This window comes from Pseudomonas sihuiensis, from assembly GCF_900106015.1.
In the GTDB taxonomy this organism is placed as follows: domain Bacteria; phylum Pseudomonadota; class Gammaproteobacteria; order Pseudomonadales; family Pseudomonadaceae; genus Aquipseudomonas; species Aquipseudomonas sihuiensis.
This window is the reverse complement of record NZ_LT629797.1, coordinates 756,310-778,380: the sequence shown is the minus strand read 5'-3', so window position 1 is coordinate 778,380 and position 22,071 is coordinate 756,310. Positions and strand designations below refer to the sequence as shown.

Here is a 22,071-nt window from a genome sequence, read left to right as displayed (position 1 = left end):
CGGATTTTACCAGCATGCAACCAAGCCCGAGGCGTGTGCACTTCTGCTCCCCTCGCCCTCCGGGAGAGGGGCTGGGGGTGAGGGGGCTTTCAGCGATCAGAAGCAATTCGCTCGCTAGCCACCCGATAAATTTCCTGCAACACAGCCTCGGTTTCCTTCAAGGCCTGATCATTCCAAAAGCGCAGCACCATGATGCCTTCATGCTCTAAATCCAACGTTCTTGCAGCGTCGTCTTCACCACCGTGCTGCGAACCGTCCAACTCCACCGCCAATTTCGCCGCCTCACAGTAGAAGTCGAGGATATAAGGCGGCAACGGATGCTGCCGACGAAACTTCAAACCGCCCAGCCGCCCCGAGCGCAGGCAATACCACAGACGAACCTCGGCATCGGTTGCCGTAGTGCGCAATTCCCGCGCACGCTGCTTATGCCATGCAGGAAGCGGTCTGTGCTTAGGCGGCATCCTTGCCCTCTCTTTAAATTGTGATAACCCCTACCCTCACCCCCAGCCCCTCTCCCGGAGGGAGAGGGGAGACAAGCAAGGCCGCGCTAGGCCGCAATCTCTTCGCCACGAAGATCATGAAGTTGTACACACTTGATCAAACCCCACCGTACACCTCCGCTCTCGCTTGGGAGAAGGAGGACAAGCAAAACAGCGCAGGGTTGAAATCTATCTCCAGGCTAACGATCTCACTGACTGCACATGATTGATCAAACCCCACCGTACATCCCCCCTCTCCCTCGGGAGAGGGGCCGGGGGTGAGGGGCTTTACCTCAGAGCACCGCCTTCGGATAAGAGCCCAATACCTTCAGCGCTACAGCTTCCTGAGCGAGCTTCTCCAACACATCCTTGATCAGCGGATCACGGTGGTGGCCGACGAAGTCGATGAAGAACACGTAGGTCCACTTGCCACTGCGCGAAGGACGAGTCTCGATGCGAGTCAGGTCGATGCCGTTATTGTGGAACGGCACCAGCAACTCATGCAGCGCGCCCGGCTTGTTGCGCATGGAGACGATGATCGAGGTCTTGTCGTCGCCGGTCGGCGGCACTTCCTGGCTGCCGATGATGAGAAAACGCGTGGAGTTGTCCGGGCGATCCTCGATCTTTTCCGCCAGCTTGGTCAGGCCATACAGGTTGGCCGCCATGTCGCCGGCGATGGCCGCGCTGTTCCACTCGCTCTTGACCCGTTTGGCCGCATCGGCGTTGCTGGAAACCGCCACGCGCTCGACGTTCGGGTAGTGCGCATCGAGCCACTTGCGGCACTGTGCCAGCGACTGGGCATGGGAGTAGATGCGGGTGATCTTGTCGGTCTTGGTGGTCTCGCCGACCAGCAGGTGATGGTGAATGCGCAGCTCGACTTCGCCACAGATGACCATGTCGTGCTCGAGGAAGCTGTCGAGGGTGTGGTTGATCGCGCCTTCGGTGGAATTCTCCACCGGCACCACGCCGAAGTTGACAGCGCCAGCGGCCACTTCGCGGAACACTTCATCGATGGCAGCCATGGGCACGCTGATCACCGCATGACCGAAGTGCTTCATCGCTGCGGCCTGACTGAAGGTACCTTCAGGGCCGAGGTAGGCGACTTTCAGCGGATTTTCCAACGCCAGGCAGGAGGACATGATCTCGCGGAACAGCCGCGCCATTTCCTCGTTACCGAGCGGGCCCTGGTTGCGCGCCATCACGCGCTTGAGCACCTGAGCCTCGCGCTCAGGACGATAGAAGACCGGCGATTCGCCTTCCTTCAGCTCCTTCATCTTAACGCGGGCGACTTCTTCAGCGCAGCGCGCGCGATCGCTGATCAGCTCGAGAATGCGCTCGTCGAGGTTATCGATGCGCACGCGCAGCGCTTGCAGTTCCTGCTCGGAGATTACATCCGTCATTAGGCATGCTCCTTCTCGAACTCGGCCATGTAGGCCACCAACGCCTCGACCGCATCCATACCCACGGCGTTGTAGATGGAGGCGCGCATGCCGCCTACCGAACGATGCCCCTTGAGGTTGAGCAGGCCGCGCTCATCGGCGCCGGCCAGGAAGGCCTTGTCCAGTTTCTCGTCGGCCAGGCGGAACGGCACGTTCATCCAGGAACGCGCGTTGTGGGCGATGGGGTTGCTATAGAAGTCGCTGTCATCGATGGCCTTGTACAGCAGGTCCTTCTTGGCGCGATTGATACGCTCCATCGCCTCGACACCGCCCTGCTCCTTAAGCCACTGGAAGACCAGGCCGGAGAGGTACCAGGAATAGGTCGCTGGGGTGTTGTACATCGAACCGTTATCGGCAGAAATCTTGTAGTCGAGCATGGTCGGGCAGCTGGAACGGGCGCGACCGAGCAAGTCTTCACGGACGATCACCACCACCAGACCGCTCGGGCCGATGTTCTTCTGCGCACCGGCGTAGATCAGGCCGAACTGAGAAACATCCAGCGAACGCGAGAGGATGTCCGAGGACATGTCGGCGACCAACGGGGTATCGCCGGTCTGCGGCACCCAGTCGAACTGCAGACCACCGATGGTCTCGTTACTGCAGTAATGCACGTAGGCAGCGTCTTTCGACAACTGCCAGTCGTTCTGACCGGGAATGGCGAAATAGTCGTGCGCCTTGGCACTGGCGGCGACGTTGATGGCACCGTAACGACGCGCCTCTTCGATGGCTTTCTTCGACCAGATGCCGGTTTCGACGTAATCGGCCACGCCGCCTTCCGGCAGCAGGTTCAGCGGAATCTCGGCGAACTGCTGGCTGGCACCGCCCTGCAGGAACAACACCTTGTAGTCACTGGGTACAGCGAGCAGATCACGCAGGTCCTGCTCGGCCTGGCTGGCGATGGCCACGTACTCGTCGCTGCGATGGCTCATCTCCATCACCGAGAGGCCCTTGCCTTGCCAGTCGAGCATCTCGGCCTGGGCGCGTTGCAGTACAGCGGTCGGCAGCGCGGCCGGGCCGGCGCAGAAGTTAAAAGCTCGCTTGCTCACGTCTGTCTCTCTCAGATTCACAGAACGCCACCACCAGGCGATGGCATGTCCACACTGTCACCGTGTCTGTGGGAGGAGTTTTTAAAGCCCCTCCCACAGAGCCCGACTTCACTCTTCGCTGCCTTCCTCGGCGTCGGCGACTGGTGCTTCGGCGCTTTCGGCGGCTTCAGTGCCCTCTTCGCCTTCGACCAGTTCATCCTCGTCCACCGCAGTCGGCTCCTGCACACGCTCCAGGCCGACCAGGGTCTCGTCCTTGGCCAGCTTGATCAGGGTCACGCCCTGAGTGTTACGGCCCGAGCTGGAGACTTCGTCGACACGGGTCCGCACCAGAGTGCCCTGGTCGGAAATCAGCATGATTTCCTCGCCGTCCTGCACCTGGATGGCGCCCACCAGCTTGCCGTTACGCTCGCTGGTGACCATGGCGATAACGCCCTGGCCGCCACGACCGCGACGCGGGAACTTGCCCAGGCCGGTACGTTTGCCGAAGCCACGCTCGGAGGCGGTGAGGATCTGCGCACCAGACTCCGGAATCAGCATGGAAATCAGTTGCTGATCCTTGGCCAGGCGCATGCCACGCACGCCACGAGCAGTACGACCCATGGTACGCACCTTGCTCTCGGCGAAGCGCAGCACCTTGCCAGCGTCGGAGAACAGCATGACTTCCTTGGCGCCGTCGGTGATGGCGGCAGCAATAAGGGTATCGCCCTCTTCCAGCTTCAGGGCAATCAGACCGGCGCTACGCGGACGGCTGAACTGCACCAGCGGGGTCTTCTTCACGGTACCGAAGGCGGTGGCCATGAAGATGAAGGCGCCGGTCGGTTCGGCAACCAGTTCAGGGGTTTCACCCTCGACTTCTTCGACTTCCTCGGCCTCGACCACCTCGGTGGCTTCGCCTTCGATCACCACGCCTTCATCATCAAGATCTTCGTCTGCGCCGGCGCTCTGCTGCAGCGCCTCAAGGTCGATCTGCAGCATCGCGGTGATGCGCTCGCCCTCGTCCAGCGGCAGCAGGTTGACCAGCGGACGACCGCGCGCAGCACGCGAAGCCTCAGGGATTTCGAAGGTACGCAGCCAGTACACCTTGCCCTTGCTGGAGAACAGCAGCAGGGTCGCGTGGCTGTTGGCAACCAGCAGGTGCTCGACGTAGTCCTCGTCCTTGACCCCAGTGGCCGATTTGCCCTTGCCACCGCGACGCTGCGCCTCGTAGGCCGCCAGCGGCTGGCTCTTGGCGTAGCCGCCGTGGGAAATGGTGACGACACGCTCTTCTTCGGTGATCAGATCGGCAATGGTCAGGTCCAGACGCGAGGCGACGATCTCGGTACGACGGGCATCACCGAACTCGGCCTTGACCTTCTCCAGCTCCTCGCGGATGACTTCCATCAAGCGCTCGGGGTTGGTCAGGATGCGGATCAGCTCGCCGATCAGGTTGAGAATTTCCTGGTACTCGGCCAGCAGCTTCTCGTGCTCCAGGCCGGTCAGGCGGTGCAGGCGCAATTCGAGGATGGCCTGAGCCTGCTCCGGCGACAGGTAGTACTTGCCGTCACGTAGACCGTATTGCGCATCCAACCCTTCCGGGCGGCAGGAGTCGGCGCCCGCGCGCTCGACCATAGCTTCCACCGCACTGGATTCCCAGGCAGTGGCGATCAGGCGCTCCTTGGCTTCGGCCGGCGTCGGCGAGGCCTTGATCAGCTCGATCACCGGATCGATGTTCGACAGCGCTACCGCCTGGCCTTCGAGGATGTGGCCGCGCTCACGCGCCTTGCGCAGCTCGTAAACGGTACGGCGGGTCACCACTTCACGGCGGTGACGGATGAACACCTCAAGCATGTCCTTGAGGTTCATGATCTTCGGCTGACCGTCGACCAGCGCCACGACGTTGATGCCGAACACGCTCTGCATCTGGGTCTGGGCGTACAGGTTGTTCAGCACCACGTCCGGCACTTCACCACGACGCAGTTCGATCACCACGCGCATACCGTCCTTGTCGGACTCGTCACGCAGCTCGGTGATGCCTTCGATCTTCTTCTCTTTGACCAGCTCGGCGATCTTCTCGATCAGACGCGCCTTGTTCAGCTGGTACGGCAGCTCGGTGACCACCAGCTGCTGGCGACCGCCGACCTTGTCGATATCCTCGACCTCGACGCGAGCGCGGATGTAGATGCGCCCACGGCCGGTACGATAGGCCTCGATGATGCCGGCACGGCCGTTGATGATGCCCGCTGTGGGGAAATCAGGGCCGGGGATGTACTGCATCAGGTCATCGACGGTCAGCTCGGCGTTGTCCATCAGCGCCAGGCAGCCGTCGATGACCTCGGTGAGGTTGTGCGGCGGGATGTTGGTGGCCATGCCCACGGCGATACCGGACGAGCCATTGACCAGCAGGTTCGGCACCTTGGTCGGCATGACAGCAGGGATCTGCTCGGTGCCGTCGTAGTTGGGCACCCAGTCGACAGTTTCTTTTTCCAGGTCGGCCAGCAGCTCGTGGGCCAGCTTGGTCATGCGCACTTCGGTGTATCGCATGGCCGCGGCGTTGTCGCCGTCCACCGAACCGAAGTTGCCCTGACCGTCGACCAGCAGGTAGCGCAGGGAGAAGTCCTGCGCCATACGCACGATGGTGTCGTACACCGCGGTGTCGCCGTGCGGGTGGTATTTACCGATCACGTCACCGACCACACGGGCGGATTTCTTGTAGGGCTTGTTCCAGTCGTTGCCCAGTTCGCTCATGGCGTAGAGCACACGACGGTGTACCGGCTTCAAGCCATCGCGCGCATCCGGCAGCGCACGCCCGACGATCACGCTCATCGCGTAGTCGAGGTAGGACTGTTTCAGCTCGTCTTCGATATTGACCGGGAGGATTTCTTTGGCCAGTTCGCCCATGAGAAGCCTGGTTCCTTTTTCTGGTGAAACTCCGCGTCATTCTTCCTGAACGCCATGGAGCTCGTCGCGATAGCCTCAGGCCATCAGCGACTCACGACAAATCAACGAGTTATGTCACGATTCGATGCAGTGAAGGAGGCTGCAGTCAGCCCCCTTGAAAACTGCCGGAGATTACCACAAAGCGTGCTACACACCTACCCCGCGACGGCGCGCGCATGGCAGGTTCAATGCAGGCGCTTGCGGCACATCAACTGCGCCAGCTTGGCGCTATCTGGACGTTCGACCACGCCTTTCTCGGTCACGATGTAGTCAACCAGATCAGCCGGCGTCACATCGAACACCGGATTGACGGCATGTACATCGGCCGCGACCCGATGCCCCGCCACTTCCAGCAACTCAAGGCCATCGCGCTCTTCGAGCAGGATGTCCTCGCCACTTTCCAGATTCATGTCGATGGTCGAACTTGGCGCCACCACCATCAGCCGCACGCCGTGGTGCATGGCGTTGACCGCCAACTGATAAGTGCCGATCTTGTTGGCCACATCACCGTTAGCGGTGATGCGATCAGCGCCGACGATGACCCAGGTGATGCCCTTGGTCTTCATCAGGTGAGCCGCCGCTGCATCGGCATTGAGCGTGACCGGCACGCCGTCACCCGCCAATTCCCAGGCCGTCAGTCGCGCGCCCTGAAGCCAGGGGCGGGTTTCATCGACATAGACCTGCTCGACCAAACCTTCCAGATACGCCGCACGGATCACCCCGAGCGCGGTGCCAAAGCCGCCGGTCGCCAGGGCACCGGCATTGCAGTGCGTCAGCAGCACCTGCGGATTGCCCTGATGCTTGCGAATCAGCTCCATGCCCAACTGCGCCATGGTCAGGTTGGCCTCACGGTCGCTGAGGTGAATCCCCACCGCCTCAGCCTCCAGTAGCGCCAGGATGTCGTCGCCATCCTTGAGTCTTGCCAGGCGCTCACGCATGCGCTGCAGAGCCCAGAACAGGTTTACCGCAGTCGGGCGCGAGCGCTCGAGATAGGCAAAATCGGCCTCCAGCGCCTCACGCCAGTCACCACCGTCTTTTAGACGAGCACGGACACCCAGCACCAGCCCATAGGCAGCAGCAATGCCAATAACCGGCGCACCACGCACCACCATGTCACGAATCGCATCAGCCACCTCGGCGGCAGAGTCGAAACGCAGCCAGGTCTGCTGATGCGGCAGCAGGCGCTGATCGAGCAGGTGCAACGCACCATCGCGCCACTCGATTGCCTGAACCTTCTCCACCGCCAGCAATTGCTCGCGCATCGCGCACTCCATCTGTCACCGCCAAAAAATCGCGGATTATACGCAGACCGACCAAGACCAGCCGAACAATCCTGCTCGCCCTCACGACTTCAAGCCGGGTGCGTTCATCTATACACTGGCGACCTTCCTTGCATCGATCAAGCCAGACGGACAACCCCCCATGCCCGAAGCCCCTCTCGACCTGCTGCTCCTGCCCACCTGGCTGGTGCCCGTTGAGCCGGCCGGCGTGGTGCTACGCGACCATGGCCTGGGCATTCGCGACGGGCAGATCGCACTGATCGCGCCACGTGCCGAGGCGCTGCGCCACCCGGCAACGGAAGTGCGAGAGCTGCCGCAATGCCTGCTCGCCCCAGGCCTGATCAACGCCCACGGCCACGCCGCGATGACGCTTTTGCGCGGCATTGCCGATGACCTGCCGCTGATGACCTGGCTGCACGAGCATATCTGGCCTGCCGAAGGAAAGTGGGTCGACGAGGATTTCGTCCGCGACGGCACCGATCTGGCTATCGCAGAACAGATCAAGGGCGGCATCAGTTGCTTCTCCGACATGTACTTCTACCCGCAGACCGCCGCCGAACGCGTGCACAACGCCGGCATGCGCGCGCAGATCACCGTTCCCGTGCTGGACTTCCCGGTACCCGGCGCACTCAATGCCGCCGAAGCCCTACGCACGGGCCTGCAACTGTTCGATGACCTCAAGCAGCACCCACGCATCCGCATCGCTTTCGGCCCCCACGCGCCCTACACGGTCAGCGACGACAAGCTGGAACAGATTCGCGTACTGGCTGACGAGCTGGATGCCGGCATTCATATGCACGTGCACGAAACCGCCCTGGAAGTGGCCGAAGCCGTCGCCAAGCACGGCGAACGCCCACTGGCCCGCCTGGCCCGCCTCGGCCTGCTCGGCCCGCGTTTCCAGGCGGTGCACATGACGCAGATCGATGACGAGGATCTAGCACTGCTGGTGGAGCACAATTGCAGCATCGTGCACTGCCCTGAATCCAACCTCAAACTGGCCAGCGGCTTCTGCCCGGTCGAGCGCCTATGGCAGGCTGGCGTCAATGTCGCCATCGGTACCGATGGCGCCGCCAGCAACAACGACCTCGACCTGCTCGGCGAAACCCGTACCGCCGCCCTGCTGGCCAAGGCCGTCGCCGGCTCCGCTACCGCCCTGAACGCTCACAGCGCCTTGCGCATGGCTACCTTGAATGGCGCTCGCGCACTGGGACTGGAAACACAGACCGGTTCACTGGAACTGGGCAAGCTGGCCGACGTGGTCGCCTTCGACCTTTCCGGCCTGGCCCAGCAACCGATCTACGACCCGGTATCGCAGCTCATCTACGCCAGCGGCCGCGACTGCGTGAAGCATTTGTGGGTTGGTGGCAAGCCGTTGCTGGAAGACGGCCGCCTGACGCGCATGGACGAAAGCGAGCTGATCGCCAAGGCCAGGGAATGGGGAACCAGGATTGCCAGCAAGTAACACTGCTTATCCCCCCCTCTCCCGCTTGCGGGAGAGGGGCCGGGGGAGAGGGCCAGGAAACACCGAGCTATTCGCCTGGCCCTCTCCCCAACCCTCTCCCATAAATGGGAGAGGGGGCAGACCGAGTATCAACAAAATAAATGAGCAGCGGATAAACCTTGGGCGCGACAACATTCCCAAACCACTGCGACAAACTGACATACATTGAACGAATCCGCGCCGCTCCACGCCCGTTCTTAAACTGGCAACATAGCGGCGGTACGCTTTCCATGCTTTGAATAGAGATGCTTATGAGCAACGTCGACCGCGCCGAAATCGCCAAATTCGAGGCCCTGGCACACCGCTGGTGGGACCGCGAGAGCGAGTTCAAACCCCTGCACGACATCAACCCACTGCGGGTCAACTGGATCGACGAGCGCGTCGGTCTGGTCGGCAAACGCGTTCTCGACGTCGGCTGCGGCGGCGGCATTCTCAGTGAGGCCATGGCCCAGCGCGGCGCAACGGTGACGGGCATCGACATGGGCGAAGCGCCTCTGTCGGTCGCCAGGTTGCACCAACTGGAATCCGGCGTGGAAGTCGACTACCGGCAGATCACCGCGGAAGCCCTGGCCGAGGAAATGCCAGGCCAGTTCGACGTCGTCACCTGTCTGGAGATGCTCGAACACGTACCCGATCCGTCCTCAGTCATCCGCGCCTGCTACACGCTGGTCAAACCGGGCGGCCAGGTGTTCTTCTCCACCATCAACCGCAACCCCAAGGCGTACCTGTTCGCGGTGATCGGCGCCGAATACATCCTGCGTTTGCTGCCACGCGGCACCCACGACTTCAAGAAATTCATCCGCCCCTCCGAGCTCGGCGCCTGGAGCCGCGCAGCCGGGCTGGAGGTCAAGGACATCATCGGCCTGACCTACAACCCACTGACCAAGCACTACAAGCTGGAGGCGGACGTTGACGTCAACTACATGATCCAGACGCTGAGGAAAGACTGATGCGTTTGCGCGCTGTACTGTTCGACATGGACGGCACCCTGCTCGACTCGGCGCCGGACTTCATCGCCATCACCCAGGCCATGCGCGCCACTCGCGGCCTGCCGCCACTGGCAGACAAGGCCATACGTGACCAGGTATCCGGCGGCGCTCGCGCCATGGTCGCCTGCGCTTTCGATGAAGACCCGGACTCCGCCGCGTTCGAAGCCCTGCGCCAGGAGTTCCTGGAGCGCTACCAGGAACACTGCGCAGTCCTCACCCGCCCGTTCGACGGCATCGAAGCCCTGCTCGACGACATCGAACAGGCGCGCCTGTTGTGGGGCGTCGCCACCAACAAACCGGTGCGTTACGCCGAGCCGATCATGCAGGGCCTGAATCTGGCCGAGCGCTCGGCAGTGCTGGTCTGCCCGGACCATGTCGAGCAAAGCAAACCCGCGCCGGACATGCTGCTGCTCGCCTGCCAGCAAATGGGCGTCAAGCCCGAGGAAGTGCTGTTCATCGGCGACGACGCGCGCGATATCGAATCCGGCCGCGCCGCAGGCTGCCGCACGGCAGCGGTGACCTATGGCTATATCCACCCCGAGGACAACCCACGCAACTGGGGCGCCGATGTGGTCGTGGACCACCCCCAGGAACTGCGTGCGGTGCTCGATCGCGCCCTGTGCAGTTGCTGATCGCACAGGCCGCCATTCTCCAATTTGGCGGGTTTCACCCGCCCTACCCTCAAGAGTTCTCCGAAGGATCCTCACATGTTCGACTACACCGCCCGCGCAGACCTACTCAAGGATCGCGTCATCCTGATCACCGGTGCCGGCCGCGGTATTGGCGCCGCCGCCGCCAAGAGCTTCGCCGCCCATGGCGCGACGGTGCTGCTGCTGGGCAAGACCGAGGCCAACCTGAGCCAGGTTTATGACGAGATCGAGGCGGCCGGCCACCCGCAACCGGTGGTGATCCCCTTCAATCTGGAAACCGCCCTGCCGCACCAGTACGACGAACTGGCGGTGATGATCGAGAACGAGTTCGGCCGCCTCGATGGTCTGCTGCACAACGCCTCGATCCTCGGCCCGCGCACGCCGCTGGAGCAGCTCTCCGGCGACAACTTCATGCGTGTCATGCACGTCAACGTCAACGCCATGTTCATGCTCAGCAGCACCCTGCTGCCGCTGCTCAAACTGTCGGAGGACGCCTCCGTCGCCTTCACCTCCAGCAGCGTCGGTCGCAAGGGCCGCGCCTACTGGGGCGCCTACGCGGTCTCGAAATTCGCCACCGAGGGCCTGATGCAGGTCATGGCTGACGAGCTGGACGGCATCGCCAACGTGCGTGCCAACAGCATCAACCCGGGCGCTACCCGCACGGCCATGCGCGCCCAAGCCTATCCAGGGGAAAATCCGGCGACCCGCCCACTGCCGGAAGAGATCATGCCGCTCTACCTCTACCTGATGGGCCCGGACAGCAAGGGCATCAACGGCCAGGCGTTCGACGCCCAGTAACTACCGACCATGGCCCGCTGCCAGTCAGCGAGCCATGGCACGACAAAAATCCGCCGCCGTCCTTGCCAAGCGGCAGCACATTGCCAGCATCGCCGTCAGGCAACCGGCAACCCCTTGCCGATCAGCGCTTTAAAAAATACCTAAGTGACTGACTTCACAAGACTTTAAGCTCACTTGAACCACCTGGCACGAAATTCGCTCCAACCCTCTCGTCGCACCATCAGCGCCAGAGGTTCAGCTCCATGGTTCCCCCCAGCCAATCCAACACCATCGATTTCGATGCCGCCAAGCTGCAGCGTCTCGGCTTTACCGGCAGTCGCAACCTGCCGCTCAAGCCCGCCAGCCTGGTAGAGCTGCGCCACCAATTGAGCCTGCAACTGCAGACCAGCCTGGACGCGGAGCGAATCCTCAATCTGTTCTTCCGCGAAGTGCAGCGCCTGGTGCCGCTCGATGCATTGGCTTTCCAGCATCCGTCGCACGACCTGCGCCTCGAGCTGGGCGAGCGCGCGCCTCACTCGGCAGGCTATCGCCTGAGTCATGAAGGGGAATATCTGGGCGAGCTGATTTTCCGCCGCAAGCAGCGTTTCTCCGAAGAGGAGCTGATTCAGCTGGAGTCGTTGCTGGCCAGCCTATTGTTCCCACTGCGCAATGCCCTGCTCTACCGCACGGCTCTGCAAAGTGCGCTGCGCGACCCACTGACCGACACTGGCAACCGCATCGCCATGGACCAGGTGCTGCAGCGCGAGGTGGATCTGGCCCGCCGCAACCTGCAACCGTTGTCATTGCTGATGCTCGATATCGACCACTTCAAGAGCATCAATGACAACCACGGCCATGCGCTTGGCGATGAAGTGCTGAAAGCAGTCGCCCAGACCCTGAAGAACCAGCTGCGCAACATCGACATGGTGTTTCGCTACGGCGGCGAGGAATTTCTGGTGATTCTCTCCGGCACCAACCGCGAAGGCGCTGCGCTGGTGGGCGAGCGCCTGCGCTTTGCGGTGATGGAGCTACAATGCCTGGATGCTGGCCGCCACATCGACGTATCCATCAGCCTGGGCTGTTCCAGCCTGCTGCCGGGCGAGTCAGGCGAAAGCCTGCTGCGCCGTGCTGACAACGCGTTGTTCGTGGCTAAGCGCGAAGGCCGCAACCGCCTGTCCATGGCCGGTTGAGATATTGCCCGCCTAATTCGGGAATGCTCTGAATACAATGGTTCACGCTGCCTTCCAGACAGCAGAATGAAAAAAGGGACTCCGCAGAGTCCCTTTCTCGTTTATCAGCGCTTGCGGCCGAAGCCTGGACGCTGACCATCGCCGGCAGGCGGACGCTTGCCGGGTGTTGCCGGACGCGGCTTGCGCGCCGGACGCTCGGACAACTCGACGGCCGGGCGCGGCTGACGCTTCTTCACATCGCTCGGACGCTCCGCCACCGGTGTGCCACGGCCATTCTCGCGGCGCTCACCACCCTCTTTACGCGGGCCACGCGGTGTACGCTGCTCAGCCTCGTCACGGCGCGGTGCGCGGCTCGGGCGAGCGTTGTCAGCACCGGCCTCGTCCTTCGCCGGACGCAACACGCGCTTGCCACGCACCTCGACCGGTTTAGCCGATTTGCGCTGCAGGCGGTCGAGCTTCTCGCGCGTCTTTTCCTTCATCGCCGGCAGTGCCTGCGGGGTCAGGCCAACTTCAGCGCTGAGAATGTCCACTTCACGCTGCTCCATTTCGCGCCAGCGGCCCATGGTCAGCTCGGAGGTCAGGAACACCGGGCCGAAACGCACGCGCTTCAAGCGGCTCACCACCAGACCCTGGGACTCCCACAAGCGGCGCACCTCACGGTTGCGACCTTCCATCACCACGCAGTGGTACCAGTGGTTGAAGCCTTCGCCGCCGGGCGCTTCCTTGATGTCGGTGAACTTGGCCGGACCGTCCTCGAGCATCACGCCGTTCTTGAGGTTCTCCAGCATTTCCTCGGTGACTTCACCACGCACGCGCACCGCATATTCGCGGTCCATCTGATAGGAGGGGTGCATCAGGCGGTTGGCCAGCTCACCATCGGTGGTGAACAGCAACAGACCGGTGGTATTGATGTCGAGGCGACCGATGTTGATCCAGCGGCCCTCCTTGGGACGCGGCAGGCGGTCGAAGACGGTTGGGCGACCTTCCGGGTCGTCACGGGTGCAGATCTCGCCGTCCGGCTTGTTGTAGATCAGCACGCGGCGTACCGAGCCGGTGATTTCTTCGCGCTTGAGCAAGCGGCCATCGAGGGCGATGGCGTCGTTGGCATCGACGCGCTGGCCCAGGGTCGCAGCAGCGCCATTGACCTTGACCCGACCTTCGGCGATCCAGGTCTCGATTTCGCGACGCGAAGCCAGTCCGAGGCGGGCCAGGACTTTCTGCAGTTTCTCGCCTGCAGGACGCGGTTGTTCGTGCTCAGTCATCGTGGGCACCTCCCGGTGTAGTAGTTGATGATCGAAGGGCGCGCATCATACGCGCTGTAGAGCCCATAGGGTAGACGATGCTGCGGCGGTCGCCTGGTAGAAGCAGGAACACAGCACCGGATCGTAGGAGCCCCGCCCCGGGGCGAAGCTTTTGCGCACAAGCCTTGTACTATCGACGCCCCCACCATTCGCCGCGAGGCGCGGCTCCTACACCGGATATGCGGTCAATACTTGCGCCTTCCGGTGGCCTCCAGCGCCAGCAAGCGCATATCGGCCTCGGCCAGCAGCGCCAGGCGCTCACCCTTGTCCAGGCGTTTCCAGCCTTTGATTTCCTCACGGCTGCGGCCGCAGCCCAGGCAGATGTCCTTTTCGAACTCACAGACCTTGATGCACGGACTCTTGCTCATTGGATCGCCTAAACCAAAAAGGATCGGATGGGCGCAAGAATAAAGGCCGAGGGACAAACAGCGAGATTGAAGTATTCGATAAAGGGCTTAAGCGATATCAATGCAACGGCTGATCGCCGTCCAGGTCGGCCAGATCGTCTTCGACCGCTTCATCCTCTTCGTCTTCTACCAGACGCAGGTCATCGAAATCAGTCTTGAGCCCCTGTTCCATGTCGTCCAGCTCGGCCAGCAGGCTACGGAAGCTGGTTTCCTCGCGAGGCTCGGCGGCTTCGCCGTCTTCCTGCAAGGCCAGATCGGCACGCGCCTGCAGCCCTGCCGGCACCTCGGCATCGTCGTCCAGCGCCAGCTCGGGCTCCGGTTCCAACTCGCGCAAAGCAGCGAGCGGCGGCAGTTCGTCGAGGCTTTTCAGGTTGAAGTGATCGAGAAAGCCCTTGGTGGTGGCGAACATCGCCGGGCGCCCCGGCACGTCGCGATAGCCCACCACGCGAATCCACTCACGCTCAAGCAGGGTCTTGGTGATGTTGCTGTTGACCGCCACACCGCGCACGTCCTCGATCTCGCCACGGGTGATGGGCTGGCGATAGGCGATCAGCGCCAAGGTTTCCAGCAGCGCACGGGAGTAGCGCTGCGGGCGCTCTTCCCAGAGCCGGCCAACCCATGGCGCGAAACGCTCGCGCACCTGCAGACGATAACCCGAAGCCACTTCTTTCAACTCGAACGCTCGTCCTTCGCAGGACTGCCGGAGGATCTCCAGCGCCGCCTTGAACTGCTCGGGCTCGGGCCGCTCGCCCTCTTCGAAGAGTTCGAAGAGGCGATCGAGCGACTGCGCCTTGCCGGAAGCCAGCAGAAAGGCTTCGAGCAATTGCGCCAGGTCTTTGGGGTCGTTCAGGTTCATTCGGCACGGGCTCGGACGTGGATGACGGCGAAGGGCTCATTCTGCACCAGCTCGACCAGGGATTCCTTGATCAATTCGAGCACCGCCATGAAGGTTACCACCACGCCGAGACGCCCCTCCTCGGCGGTGAACAGCTCGACGAAAGGTACGAAGGCTCCGCCCTTGAGGCGCTCCAGCACTTCACTCATGCGCTCGCGGGTGGACAGCGCCTCGCGGGTAACCTGGTGGCTTTCGAACATGTCGGCGCGGCGCAGCACCTCAGCCATCGACAGTAACACCTCCTCCAGGCTGACGTCCGGCAGCAGCTTGCGCGCTCGGGCTTCGGGTGCATCCAGCCTGGGCACGGTCACGTCGCGGCCAACGCGCGGCAGTTCGTCGATCCCCTCGGCAGCGGCCTTGAAGCGCTCGTATTCCTGCAGGCGACGAATCAGCTCGGCGCGCGGGTCGTCCTCTTCTTCCTCGGCCTCGGTGGAGCGCGGCAGCAGCATGCGCGACTTGATCTCGGCCAGCATGGCGGCCATCACCAGGTATTCGGCAGCCAGCTCCAGACGTACCGAATGCATGAGTTCAACGTAGCCCATGTACTGCTTGGTGATCTCGGCCACCGGGATATCGAGGATGTCGATGTTCTGCTTGCGGATCAGATACAGCAGCAGGTCCAGCGGCCCCTCGAAGGCTTCGAGGAAAACTTCCAGGGCATCCGGGGGAATGTACAGGTCCAGCGGCAATTCGGTGACCGCCTCACCATAAACCAGGGCGAACGGCAGCTCCTGCTGGGCGCCGGCCTGGCTGTCCGGGGTTGGCGTGGCGGGCTCACTCATCGACTGGCGCTCCTTCAGCGGTAATTCAGGCCCATGGCCATGCGTACTTCGGCCAGGGTTTCGCGCGCTTCGTCACGCGCGCGCTCGGCGCCTTCGGCGAGGATGCTGCGCACCAGATCCGGACTTTCCTCGTAGTCGATGGCGCGCTGCTGCAGCGGCGCAAGCTCGGCCTGCAAAGAGGAGCACAGCGCGCTCTTGCAGTCGAGGCAACCAATCGAGGCGCTACGACAGCCCTCGATCACCCAGTGCAATTGCTCGTCACCGGAGTACAGCTGATGCAGCGACCAGACCGGGCAACGCTGCGGCTCACCCGGATCGTCACGGTGCACACGTGCCGGATCGGTGGGCATGCGCCGCAGTTTTTCCTCGAGCTCGGCATCGCTATCGCGCAGGAATATCGCGTTACCGCTGGACTTGGCCATCTTCTGTCCATCCAGGCCAGGCACCCGCGAAAACTCGGCAAGAATCGGCTGCGGCTCGCTCAGAATCACCTTGCCGCCACCTTCCAGATAGCCGTACAGGCGCTCCTGGTCGCCGAGGGTGATGCTGGTCTGTTCCTTGAGCAGCGCCCGCGCCGTCTCCAGCGCCTGTACGTCACCCTGTTCCTGATAGGCTTTGCGCAGGTTGCTGTAGAGCTTGCCGAGCTTCTTGCCCAGCTTGCCGATGGCCGCTTCGGCCTTCAGCTCGAAATCCGGCTCGCTGCCGTACAGGTGGTTGAAGCGGCGCGCCACTTCACGGGCAAATTCGATATGAGGTAGCTGATCGGCCCCCACCGGCACCTGTCCGGCGCGGTACAGCAGGATATCCGCAGCCTGCAGCAGCGGGTAACCGAGAAACCCGTAGGTGGAGAGATCCTTGCTGCCCTGGTGCTCCTGCTGCTCCTTGTAGGAGGGCACGCGCTCGAGCCAGCTTAGTGGGCAGATCATCGACAGCAACACGTGCAGCTCGGCGTGTTCCGGCACCTGCGACTGCACGAACAGCGTCGCGGAGCTGGGGCTGACGCCTGCAGCCAGCCAATCTACCGCCATATACATGACGTGCAGGGAAAGCTGGCCGGCATCGGCGTATTCGGTGGTCAGGGCGTGCCAGTCGACGATACAGAAGAAGCAGTCGTACTCGTGCTGCAACTTGACCCAGTTCTTCAGCACGCCGTGGTAATGCCCGAGGTGAAGACGACCGCTCGGACGCATCCCTGACAGCACCCGACGCTCGGAGTCGTTAAGGCTCAAACCGTTCTATCCAAAATCCAGACAAGGCCAGGGAGTATAGGGCAGCTGCATCCACAACGGAAAAGGCGGTGTCAGAGATCGCTGAACGGCGTCGGATCACCGCAGCCGACACGCAGGACTTCCGGGCTGTCGTCAGCAAGATTGACCACGGTGGACGCTTCCAGCCCGCCAAAACCTCCGTCGATGATCAGGTCGACATGGTGCTCGAGAATCTGGCGCATTTCGTAGGGGTCGGACATGGGCAAGTCATCGCCCGGCATGATCAGGCTGACGCTCATGAGCGGCTCGGCCAATTGCTCCAGCAACGCCAGGGCGATCGGGTGGCTGGGTACGCGGATGCCGATGGTACGGCGCTTGGGGTGCAGCAACATGCGCGGCACCTCGCGGGTGGCGTTGAGGATGAAGGTGTAAGGACCCGGGGTGTGATTCTTCAGCAAGCGGAAGGCTGCAGTGTCGACCTTGGCGAACAGGCCGATCTGCGAAAGGTCCCGGCAGACCAGGGTGAAATTGTGCTTGTCGTCGAGCTGACGCAGGCGACGAATGCGCTCTACCGCATTCTTGTCACCGATCATGCAGCCCAGCGCATAGGAGGAGTCGGTCGGATAGACCACCACGCCGCCGCCACGAATGATTTCCACGGCCTGTTTTATCAGGCGTGCCTGCGGGTTTTCCGGGTGAACCTGGAAAAATTGACTCACACTTGCTCCCAGCTCATGAAGTGACAGCGGATGGCTGTGCATGTTCGAAGCGCTCCCAGAGCGCAGTCAGGTCATCAGGCAACGGGCGATACATGCCCAACTCGGACCAGTCGCCAGGCGCGTGGAAATCACTGCCGACACTGGCCATCAAGCCGAACTCGCGCGCCAGAATCGCCAGGCAACCGACTTGTTCGGCCGGCTGCATGCCATTGACCACTTCCAGGGCATGACCGCCAGCCGCCGCGAAATCGGCCACCAGGCGTCGACGCTTACTGCGAGTAAAGTCGTACTGCCACGGATGCGCCAGGCTGATCCAGGCTCTGGCCGAACGCAGGGTGGCGATGGTTTCTTCCAGCATAGGCCAGTGCTGCTTGACGTCACCCAACTTTCCCGAGCCCAGCCACTTGCGAAACGCCTCGGCGCGATCGCGCACATGGCCGGCGCGCACGAGAAATTCGGCGAAATGTGGTCGGGCCGGCGCATTGCCGCTATCGCCCAGTTCCTGCTGAACGGCCCGCGCGCCTTCCAGAGCGCCTGGCATACCTTTGGCCGCGAGGCGTCGGTCGATCTCTTGCGCACGCTGCCAGCGCCCATGGTGCAAGGCATCGATGGCAGCACACAGCGCCGGCGCCTCGCGCTCGAAGGCATAGCCCAACACGTGGATGGTCGCTCCACCCCAGGTGCACGACAGCTCGATGCCATTGATCAGCTGCATATCCAGAGCCATCGCTGTGCGGCGTGCTTCATCCAGCCCTTCCAGCGTGTCGTGATCGGTCAGTGCCAGCAGCCTAACGCCACGCTCATGCGCCCGGGCCACCAGTACGGCGGGGGCCAGGGCGCCATCGGAGGCGGTGCTGTGGCAGTGCAGATCGACAATCATGGCGGCGCTTTCGTTGAGATTGATGTTTGTTATTATGCCCCACATCCGCGCCAAGGCTGTTGCCATGTGGCGAAAATGCTTCATCCCTCCCCGCTTCGACCCTAAATAAGGATTGAGATGCTCTACGCCATCATCGCCACCGACGTCGAAAACTCCCTGGAAAATCGTCTGGCCACCCGCCCAGCTCACCTCGCTCGTCTGGAGCAGTTGAAGCAGGAAGGTCGCCTGCTGCTGGCCGGCCCGCACCCGGCCATCGACAGCAATGATCCAGGCCCGGCTGGCTTCAGCGGCAGCCTGGTGGTTGCCGAGTTCGACTCCCTTGAAGCTGCCCAACAATGGGCCGATGCCGACCCGTACCGCACAGCCGGCGTGTATGCCAACGTTTTGGTCAAACCCTTCAAGAAAGTGCTGCCCTGACGAAGTGCCACCCACGCTGCTTTCGCACACAAGGAATCGCGATGCGCTCGATCCCGCTGTCCCTGCTGGTCACCGTGATGCTGACCTGTGCTTCGGTACAGGCAGAAGAACAACCCGCTCAGCCGTCCGTCCCTGCAGCTGCGGTCGACAGCCAGGTGTTGGAACAGCGCCTGGCGCAGAGTGAGCAACTGCGCAATGAGCAGGAAGCGAGCAGCGCCGTGCAACTGCAGCGCCTGCGCCAGGAAAATCAGCGCCTGCGCCTGCAGCTCAAGGAAAGCCAGGCGCAGGCTCAACCCCGGCTGCTCAGCGAGGAACAGACCTGGTTCGCCCTGGGCGCCGCCCTGAGCCTGATCTCGCTGCTATTCGGCGTCCTGTTACGTGGCTCTCGCAAGACCCGTCGCGAGTGGATCAACTGAGCCATGAATCGACTGCTGCTGATCGATGATGATCAGGAACTCTGCGAGCTGCTTAGCCGTTGGCTGACCCAGGAAGGCTTTCAGGTCACGGCCTGCCACGAAGCCGCTGGCGCCCGTCAGGCACTTGCCGCACAAGCCCCCGAGGCTGTGGTGCTGGACGTGATGCTGCCGGACGGCAGCGGCCTGGAGTTGCTCAAGCAGCTACGGGGCGAGCATCCGGACCTGCCAGTGCTGATGCTCTCCGCCCGGGGTGAGCCACTGGACCGCATCCTCGGCCTTGAGTTGGGCGCCGATGACTACCTGGCCAAGCCCTGTGACCCTCGCGAGCTGACCGCGCGCCTGCGCGCCGTGCTGCGCCGCACCGTGCCCGCGCCGGCCAGCAGCCAGCTGGAGCTGGGCGACCTCAGCTTCAGCCCCAATCGCGGGGTGGTCAGCATTGGCGAGCATGACGTTCCCCTGACACTTTCCGAAAGCCGCCTGCTGGAAGCCCTGCTGCGCCAACCAGGTGAGCCGGTGGACAAACAGGCATTGGCGCAACTGGCCCTGGGCCGCAAATTGACCCTGTATGACCGCAGCCTGGACATGCACGTCAGCAACCTGCGCAAGAAGCTCGGCCCGCACCCGGACGGCCGCCCACGCATTCTCGCCCTGCGCAGCCGCGGCTATTACTACGCACAGTGAGTGCTCCCTGGCGCAGCGTAAATAACCCGCAACATCGCCTTTACCCAAGCTTTACCCACAGCTGACTGCCCTTGACCTTGACCGCCGCATAATGAGCCCATCCGGTACTTACCGGCCTCGGAACCTGTTTACGACCTGCTGCGCGTCGGCCCTGCTGCGTTGAAAACAGACTCGGAATGCTCATGTACAACAGTACACTCCGCTTCCTCGTCTGTTTTCGCCTTGCATGACTCTAGCTCGCTAGATCGTAAAACAGGTTCTCAAGACAAGGAGAATCACCATGCGTAAGACCCTCACCGCCCTGCTGCTCGCTGCCACCCTGCCGACCCTGGCCTTCGCCATGCCCATGCAAGACGGCGGCCCTCGCCACCATGATCGCGGCCACGGCATGTTCAAGGAGCTGAACCTGAGCAAGGAACAGCGCCAGGAGTTTCGCAAACTGATGGGCGAGCAGATGAAGACCCATCGCGACATCACCAAGCGCTACCTGGACAAACTGCCGGAAGCCGAAAAGCAGGCCATGAAGAAGGAACTGGACAAGGCTCGCGCCGACCAGCACAAGGCCCTGCGTGACCTGCTCAACCCCGAGCAGCAGAAAGCCTTCGACGAGCACCAGAAGAAAATGGAAGCTCGCCGCGCAGAAATGGCCGAATTCAAGGCCTGGAAGGCCGAGAAGGACAGCAAGACCAACTGATCGACGCCCCCTAGACACGCCGCCGCGCTCCCTGAGCCCGGCGGCTTTTGCATGAGGAATCACCGTGCGTTCACTGTTCTGGCGCATTCTGGCGACCTTCTGGCTGGGCATCGCCCTGGTGGCCGGTCTGTCGCTGCTGCTGGGCCGCGCCCTGAATCAGGACGCCTGGATTCTGAGCCTGCACCCAGGCCTTGACGATCTCGATAGCAAGTGGGTCAAGCGCTATGAACAGCAAGGGCCAGCCGCCGCCCAGGATTTTCTCGAACAGCGCAAGCGCAAGTACCGTATCGACACCCAGGTGCTTGGCGAGAGCGGCCAGCAACTGGTCAAAGGCACCTTTCCGTCCCGTGCTGCCGCCTTCGAGGCGCGTCACGGCGACGACCGTCGCTTGCCATGGCGGCGTCTGACCGCCGAATACACCAGCCCGGAAAGCGGCGAAAGCTACCTGTTCATCTACCGTATTCCACACCCGGAATTGGCAGCCTGGCACCGCGGCAGCCTGCTCTGGCCACTCAGCGCCATCGCCATTGCCCTGGTGGTGCTGACGCTGTTCAGCCTGATGCTGACGCTGTCGATCACCCGCCCGCTGGATCGCCTGCGCGGCGCCGTGCATGACCTCGGCCAGACCGCCTACCAACAAAACAGCCTGGCTCGTCTGGCCACGCGCCGCGACGAGCTGGGTCTACTGGCCAAGGACTTCAACCGCATGGGCGAGCGCCTGCAAGGCTTGATCGGCAGCCAGCGCCAGTTGCTGCGCGATGTTTCCCACGAACTGCGCTCGCCCCTGGCGCGCCTGCGTATTGCACTGGCACTGGCAGAGCGCGCCGATGCCGCGGAGCGAGAAAGGCTCTGGCCCCGCCTGAGTCAGGAGTGTGATCGACTGGAAGCGCTGATCAGCGAAATTCTTGCCCTGGCCCGCCTGGACGCGGATCCGGGCGCCGCACAGCCCGTAGATCTGGCCGCCCTGCTCGGCAACCTGCAGGAAGACGCTCGCCTGACCGCCCCGCAACAACAGCTGCAGATCGATCTCGACCCGCGCGCACGCCTGGAAGGCTGGCCAGACATGCTGGAGCGCGCGCTGGACAATCTGCTACGCAATGCCTTGCGCTTCAGCCCTGCGGATCAACCTGTCCTCATCAGCGTGCAATGCCAGGGGCAAAACGTAACGCTGAGCGTGCGCGACCATGGCCCAGGGGTCGCCAGCGAACACCTGGAGCAATTGGGTAAACCATTCTTCCGCGCACCAGGCCAGAGCGGCTCCGGCCACGGCCTCGGCTTGGCTATCGCGCGGCGGGCAGCGCAACGTCATGGCGGTGAACTGCTGTTGAGCAACCATCCGCAAGGCGGCTTCATCGCCACGCTCAGCCTGCCGGCCAGGCAGCAGGCAGGCTGAAGCGCGTTTCG

22 protein-coding genes are annotated in these 22,071 nt (G+C 62.7%); 10 read left to right on the top strand and 12 right to left on the bottom strand.

Going from position 1 to position 22,071, the window contains the following annotated elements; translation table 11 throughout:
• Positions 1–89: 89 nt before the first annotated feature.
• The 5 genes from BLT86_RS03785 to mtnA all read right to left on the bottom strand — a co-directional run bounded on the left by BLT86_RS03785 (position 90) and on the right by mtnA (position 7,142).
• Positions 90–461 (bottom strand): endonuclease domain-containing protein, encoded by a 372-nt coding sequence (locus BLT86_RS03785; RefSeq protein ID WP_075746986.1) that lies wholly within the window; start codon positions 459–461, stop codon positions 90–92.
• Between the two features lie 311 nt (positions 462–772).
• Entirely contained in the window at positions 773–1,879 is a 1,107-nt protein-coding gene (gene pheA / locus BLT86_RS03780; RefSeq protein ID WP_197676092.1) for a prephenate dehydratase, read from the bottom strand.
• Positions 1,879–2,964, bottom strand: coding sequence for a 3-phosphoserine/phosphohydroxythreonine transaminase (gene serC, locus BLT86_RS03775; protein ID WP_092374742.1), 1,086 nt, complete (start codon positions 2,962–2,964; stop codon positions 1,879–1,881). Before serC ends, pheA begins: the two co-directional genes overlap by 1 nt.
• 108 nt (positions 2,965–3,072) lie before the next feature.
• Entirely contained in the window at positions 3,073–5,841 is a 2,769-nt protein-coding gene (gene gyrA, locus BLT86_RS03770; protein WP_092374739.1) for a DNA gyrase subunit A, read from the bottom strand.
• 224 nt (positions 5,842–6,065) lie between these two features.
• Positions 6,066–7,142: an S-methyl-5-thioribose-1-phosphate isomerase gene (gene mtnA, locus BLT86_RS03765; protein WP_092374736.1), complete on the bottom strand. Its 1,077-nt coding sequence runs from the start codon at positions 7,140–7,142 to the stop codon at positions 6,066–6,068.
• 160 nt (positions 7,143–7,302) lie between these two features.
• Here mtnA and BLT86_RS03760 point away from each other — a divergent pair, with 160 nt between their 5' ends.
• From BLT86_RS03760 to BLT86_RS03740, 5 genes are all read left to right on the top strand, one after another.
• Positions 7,303–8,622: a TRZ/ATZ family hydrolase gene (locus BLT86_RS03760; protein WP_092374733.1), complete on the top strand. Its 1,320-nt coding sequence runs from the start codon at positions 7,303–7,305 to the stop codon at positions 8,620–8,622.
• A gap of 290 nt (positions 8,623–8,912) precedes the next feature.
• Complete coding sequence (gene ubiG, locus BLT86_RS03755) at positions 8,913–9,611, top strand: bifunctional 2-polyprenyl-6-hydroxyphenol methylase/3-demethylubiquinol 3-O-methyltransferase UbiG (protein ID WP_092374730.1); 699 nt, start codon at positions 8,913–8,915, stop codon at positions 9,609–9,611.
• Positions 9,611–10,282 (top strand): N-acetylmuramic acid 6-phosphate phosphatase MupP, encoded by a 672-nt coding sequence (gene mupP, locus BLT86_RS03750; RefSeq protein WP_021489978.1) that lies wholly within the window; start codon positions 9,611–9,613, stop codon positions 10,280–10,282. Before ubiG ends, mupP begins: the two co-directional genes overlap by 1 nt.
• A 75-nt stretch (positions 10,283–10,357) precedes the next feature.
• Entirely contained in the window at positions 10,358–11,098 is a 741-nt protein-coding gene (locus BLT86_RS03745) for a YciK family oxidoreductase (protein ID WP_017677370.1), read from the top strand.
• 242 nt (positions 11,099–11,340) lie between these two features.
• Positions 11,341–12,267 (top strand): GGDEF domain-containing protein, encoded by a 927-nt coding sequence (locus BLT86_RS03740; protein ID WP_092374727.1) that lies wholly within the window; start codon positions 11,341–11,343, stop codon positions 12,265–12,267.
• A 104-nt stretch (positions 12,268–12,371) separates the two neighbouring features.
• Here BLT86_RS03740 and rluB read toward each other — a convergent pair whose 3' ends face one another.
• From rluB to BLT86_RS03705, 7 genes are all read right to left on the bottom strand, one after another.
• On the bottom strand, positions 12,372–13,529 hold the full coding sequence (gene rluB, locus BLT86_RS03735; protein ID WP_092374724.1) for a 23S rRNA pseudouridine(2605) synthase RluB: 1,158 nt from the start codon (positions 13,527–13,529) through the stop codon (positions 12,372–12,374).
• 224 nt (positions 13,530–13,753) lie between these two features.
• Positions 13,754–13,936 carry a DUF1289 domain-containing protein gene (locus BLT86_RS03730; protein ID WP_017677373.1) on the bottom strand — a complete coding sequence of 61 codons (183 nt, stop codon included), beginning with the start codon at positions 13,934–13,936 and terminating at the stop codon, positions 13,754–13,756.
• Between the two features lie 97 nt (positions 13,937–14,033).
• Positions 14,034–14,831, bottom strand: a complete 798-nt coding sequence (gene scpB / locus BLT86_RS03725) for an SMC-Scp complex subunit ScpB (protein ID WP_055987129.1) — start codon at positions 14,829–14,831, stop codon at positions 14,034–14,036.
• Complete coding sequence (locus BLT86_RS03720) at positions 14,828–15,526, bottom strand: segregation and condensation protein A (protein ID WP_162237625.1); 699 nt, start codon at positions 15,524–15,526, stop codon at positions 14,828–14,830. Before BLT86_RS03720 ends, scpB begins: the two co-directional genes overlap by 4 nt.
• A gap of 140 nt (positions 15,527–15,666) precedes the next feature.
• Positions 15,667–16,881, bottom strand: coding sequence for a tryptophan--tRNA ligase (locus tag BLT86_RS03715; RefSeq protein WP_092374721.1), 1,215 nt, complete (start codon positions 16,879–16,881; stop codon positions 15,667–15,669).
• Between the two features lie 71 nt (positions 16,882–16,952).
• On the bottom strand, positions 16,953–17,579 hold the full coding sequence (locus BLT86_RS03710) for an L-threonylcarbamoyladenylate synthase (RefSeq protein ID WP_064494583.1): 627 nt from the start codon (positions 17,577–17,579) through the stop codon (positions 16,953–16,955).
• Positions 17,580–17,592: 13 nt separating this feature from the next.
• Positions 17,593–18,459, bottom strand: a complete 867-nt coding sequence (locus BLT86_RS03705; protein ID WP_092374719.1) for a PHP domain-containing protein — start codon at positions 18,457–18,459, stop codon at positions 17,593–17,595.
• A 117-nt stretch (positions 18,460–18,576) separates the two neighbouring features.
• Here BLT86_RS03705 and BLT86_RS03700 point away from each other — a divergent pair, with 117 nt between their 5' ends.
• The 5 genes from BLT86_RS03700 to BLT86_RS03680 all read left to right on the top strand — a co-directional run bounded on the left by BLT86_RS03700 (position 18,577) and on the right by BLT86_RS03680 (position 22,060).
• Positions 18,577–18,876, top strand: a complete 300-nt coding sequence (locus tag BLT86_RS03700; protein ID WP_003460961.1) for a YciI family protein — start codon at positions 18,577–18,579, stop codon at positions 18,874–18,876.
• 41 nt (positions 18,877–18,917) lie between these two features.
• Positions 18,918–19,292: a translation initiation factor 2 (IF-2, GTPase) gene (locus BLT86_RS03695; protein WP_075746960.1), complete on the top strand. Its 375-nt coding sequence runs from the start codon at positions 18,918–18,920 to the stop codon at positions 19,290–19,292.
• A 3-nt stretch (positions 19,293–19,295) separates the two neighbouring features.
• Positions 19,296–19,973, top strand: coding sequence for a response regulator transcription factor (locus tag BLT86_RS03690; RefSeq protein WP_090336721.1), 678 nt, complete (start codon positions 19,296–19,298; stop codon positions 19,971–19,973).
• 280 nt (positions 19,974–20,253) lie between these two features.
• Positions 20,254–20,667: a Spy/CpxP family protein refolding chaperone gene (locus BLT86_RS03685; protein ID WP_017677381.1), complete on the top strand. Its 414-nt coding sequence runs from the start codon at positions 20,254–20,256 to the stop codon at positions 20,665–20,667.
• A gap of 64 nt (positions 20,668–20,731) precedes the next feature.
• Positions 20,732–22,060, top strand: coding sequence for a sensor histidine kinase (locus tag BLT86_RS03680; protein WP_092374716.1), 1,329 nt, complete (start codon positions 20,732–20,734; stop codon positions 22,058–22,060).
• Positions 22,061–22,071 lie beyond the last annotated feature (11 nt).

What these genes read in the sequence shown, in the direction of transcription:
- BLT86_RS03705 (WP_092374719.1), bottom strand. Translation starts at nt 18,459, where the DNA reads ATGATTGTCGATCTGCACTGCCACAGCACCGCCTCCGATGGCGCCCTG.
- mupP (WP_021489978.1), top strand. Translation starts at nt 9,611, where the DNA reads ATGCGTTTGCGCGCTGTACTGTTCGACATGGACGGCACCCTGCTCGAC.
- BLT86_RS03730 (WP_017677373.1), bottom strand. Translation starts at nt 13,936, where the DNA reads ATGAGCAAGAGTCCGTGCATCAAGGTCTGTGAGTTCGAAAAGGACATC.
- BLT86_RS03745 (WP_017677370.1), top strand. Translation starts at nt 10,358, where the DNA reads ATGTTCGACTACACCGCCCGCGCAGACCTACTCAAGGATCGCGTCATC.
- BLT86_RS03785 (WP_075746986.1), bottom strand. Translation starts at nt 461, where the DNA reads ATGCCGCCTAAGCACAGACCGCTTCCTGCATGGCATAAGCAGCGTGCG.
- pheA (WP_197676092.1), bottom strand. Translation starts at nt 1,879, where the DNA reads ATGACGGATGTAATCTCCGAGCAGGAACTGCAAGCGCTGCGCGTGCGC.
- BLT86_RS03685 (WP_017677381.1), top strand. Translation starts at nt 20,254, where the DNA reads ATGCGTAAGACCCTCACCGCCCTGCTGCTCGCTGCCACCCTGCCGACC.
- gyrA (WP_092374739.1), bottom strand. Translation starts at nt 5,841, where the DNA reads ATGGGCGAACTGGCCAAAGAAATCCTCCCGGTCAATATCGAAGACGAG.
- BLT86_RS03740 (WP_092374727.1), top strand. Translation starts at nt 11,341, where the DNA reads ATGGTTCCCCCCAGCCAATCCAACACCATCGATTTCGATGCCGCCAAG.
- BLT86_RS03700 (WP_003460961.1), top strand. Translation starts at nt 18,577, where the DNA reads ATGCTCTACGCCATCATCGCCACCGACGTCGAAAACTCCCTGGAAAAT.
- BLT86_RS03760 (WP_092374733.1), top strand. Translation starts at nt 7,303, where the DNA reads ATGCCCGAAGCCCCTCTCGACCTGCTGCTCCTGCCCACCTGGCTGGTG.
- mtnA (WP_092374736.1), bottom strand. Translation starts at nt 7,142, where the DNA reads ATGCGCGAGCAATTGCTGGCGGTGGAGAAGGTTCAGGCAATCGAGTGG.
- ubiG (WP_092374730.1), top strand. Translation starts at nt 8,913, where the DNA reads ATGAGCAACGTCGACCGCGCCGAAATCGCCAAATTCGAGGCCCTGGCA.
- BLT86_RS03690 (WP_090336721.1), top strand. Translation starts at nt 19,296, where the DNA reads ATGAATCGACTGCTGCTGATCGATGATGATCAGGAACTCTGCGAGCTG.
- scpB (WP_055987129.1), bottom strand. Translation starts at nt 14,831, where the DNA reads ATGAACCTGAACGACCCCAAAGACCTGGCGCAATTGCTCGAAGCCTTT.
- rluB (WP_092374724.1), bottom strand. Translation starts at nt 13,529, where the DNA reads ATGACTGAGCACGAACAACCGCGTCCTGCAGGCGAGAAACTGCAGAAA.
- BLT86_RS03695 (WP_075746960.1), top strand. Translation starts at nt 18,918, where the DNA reads ATGCGCTCGATCCCGCTGTCCCTGCTGGTCACCGTGATGCTGACCTGT.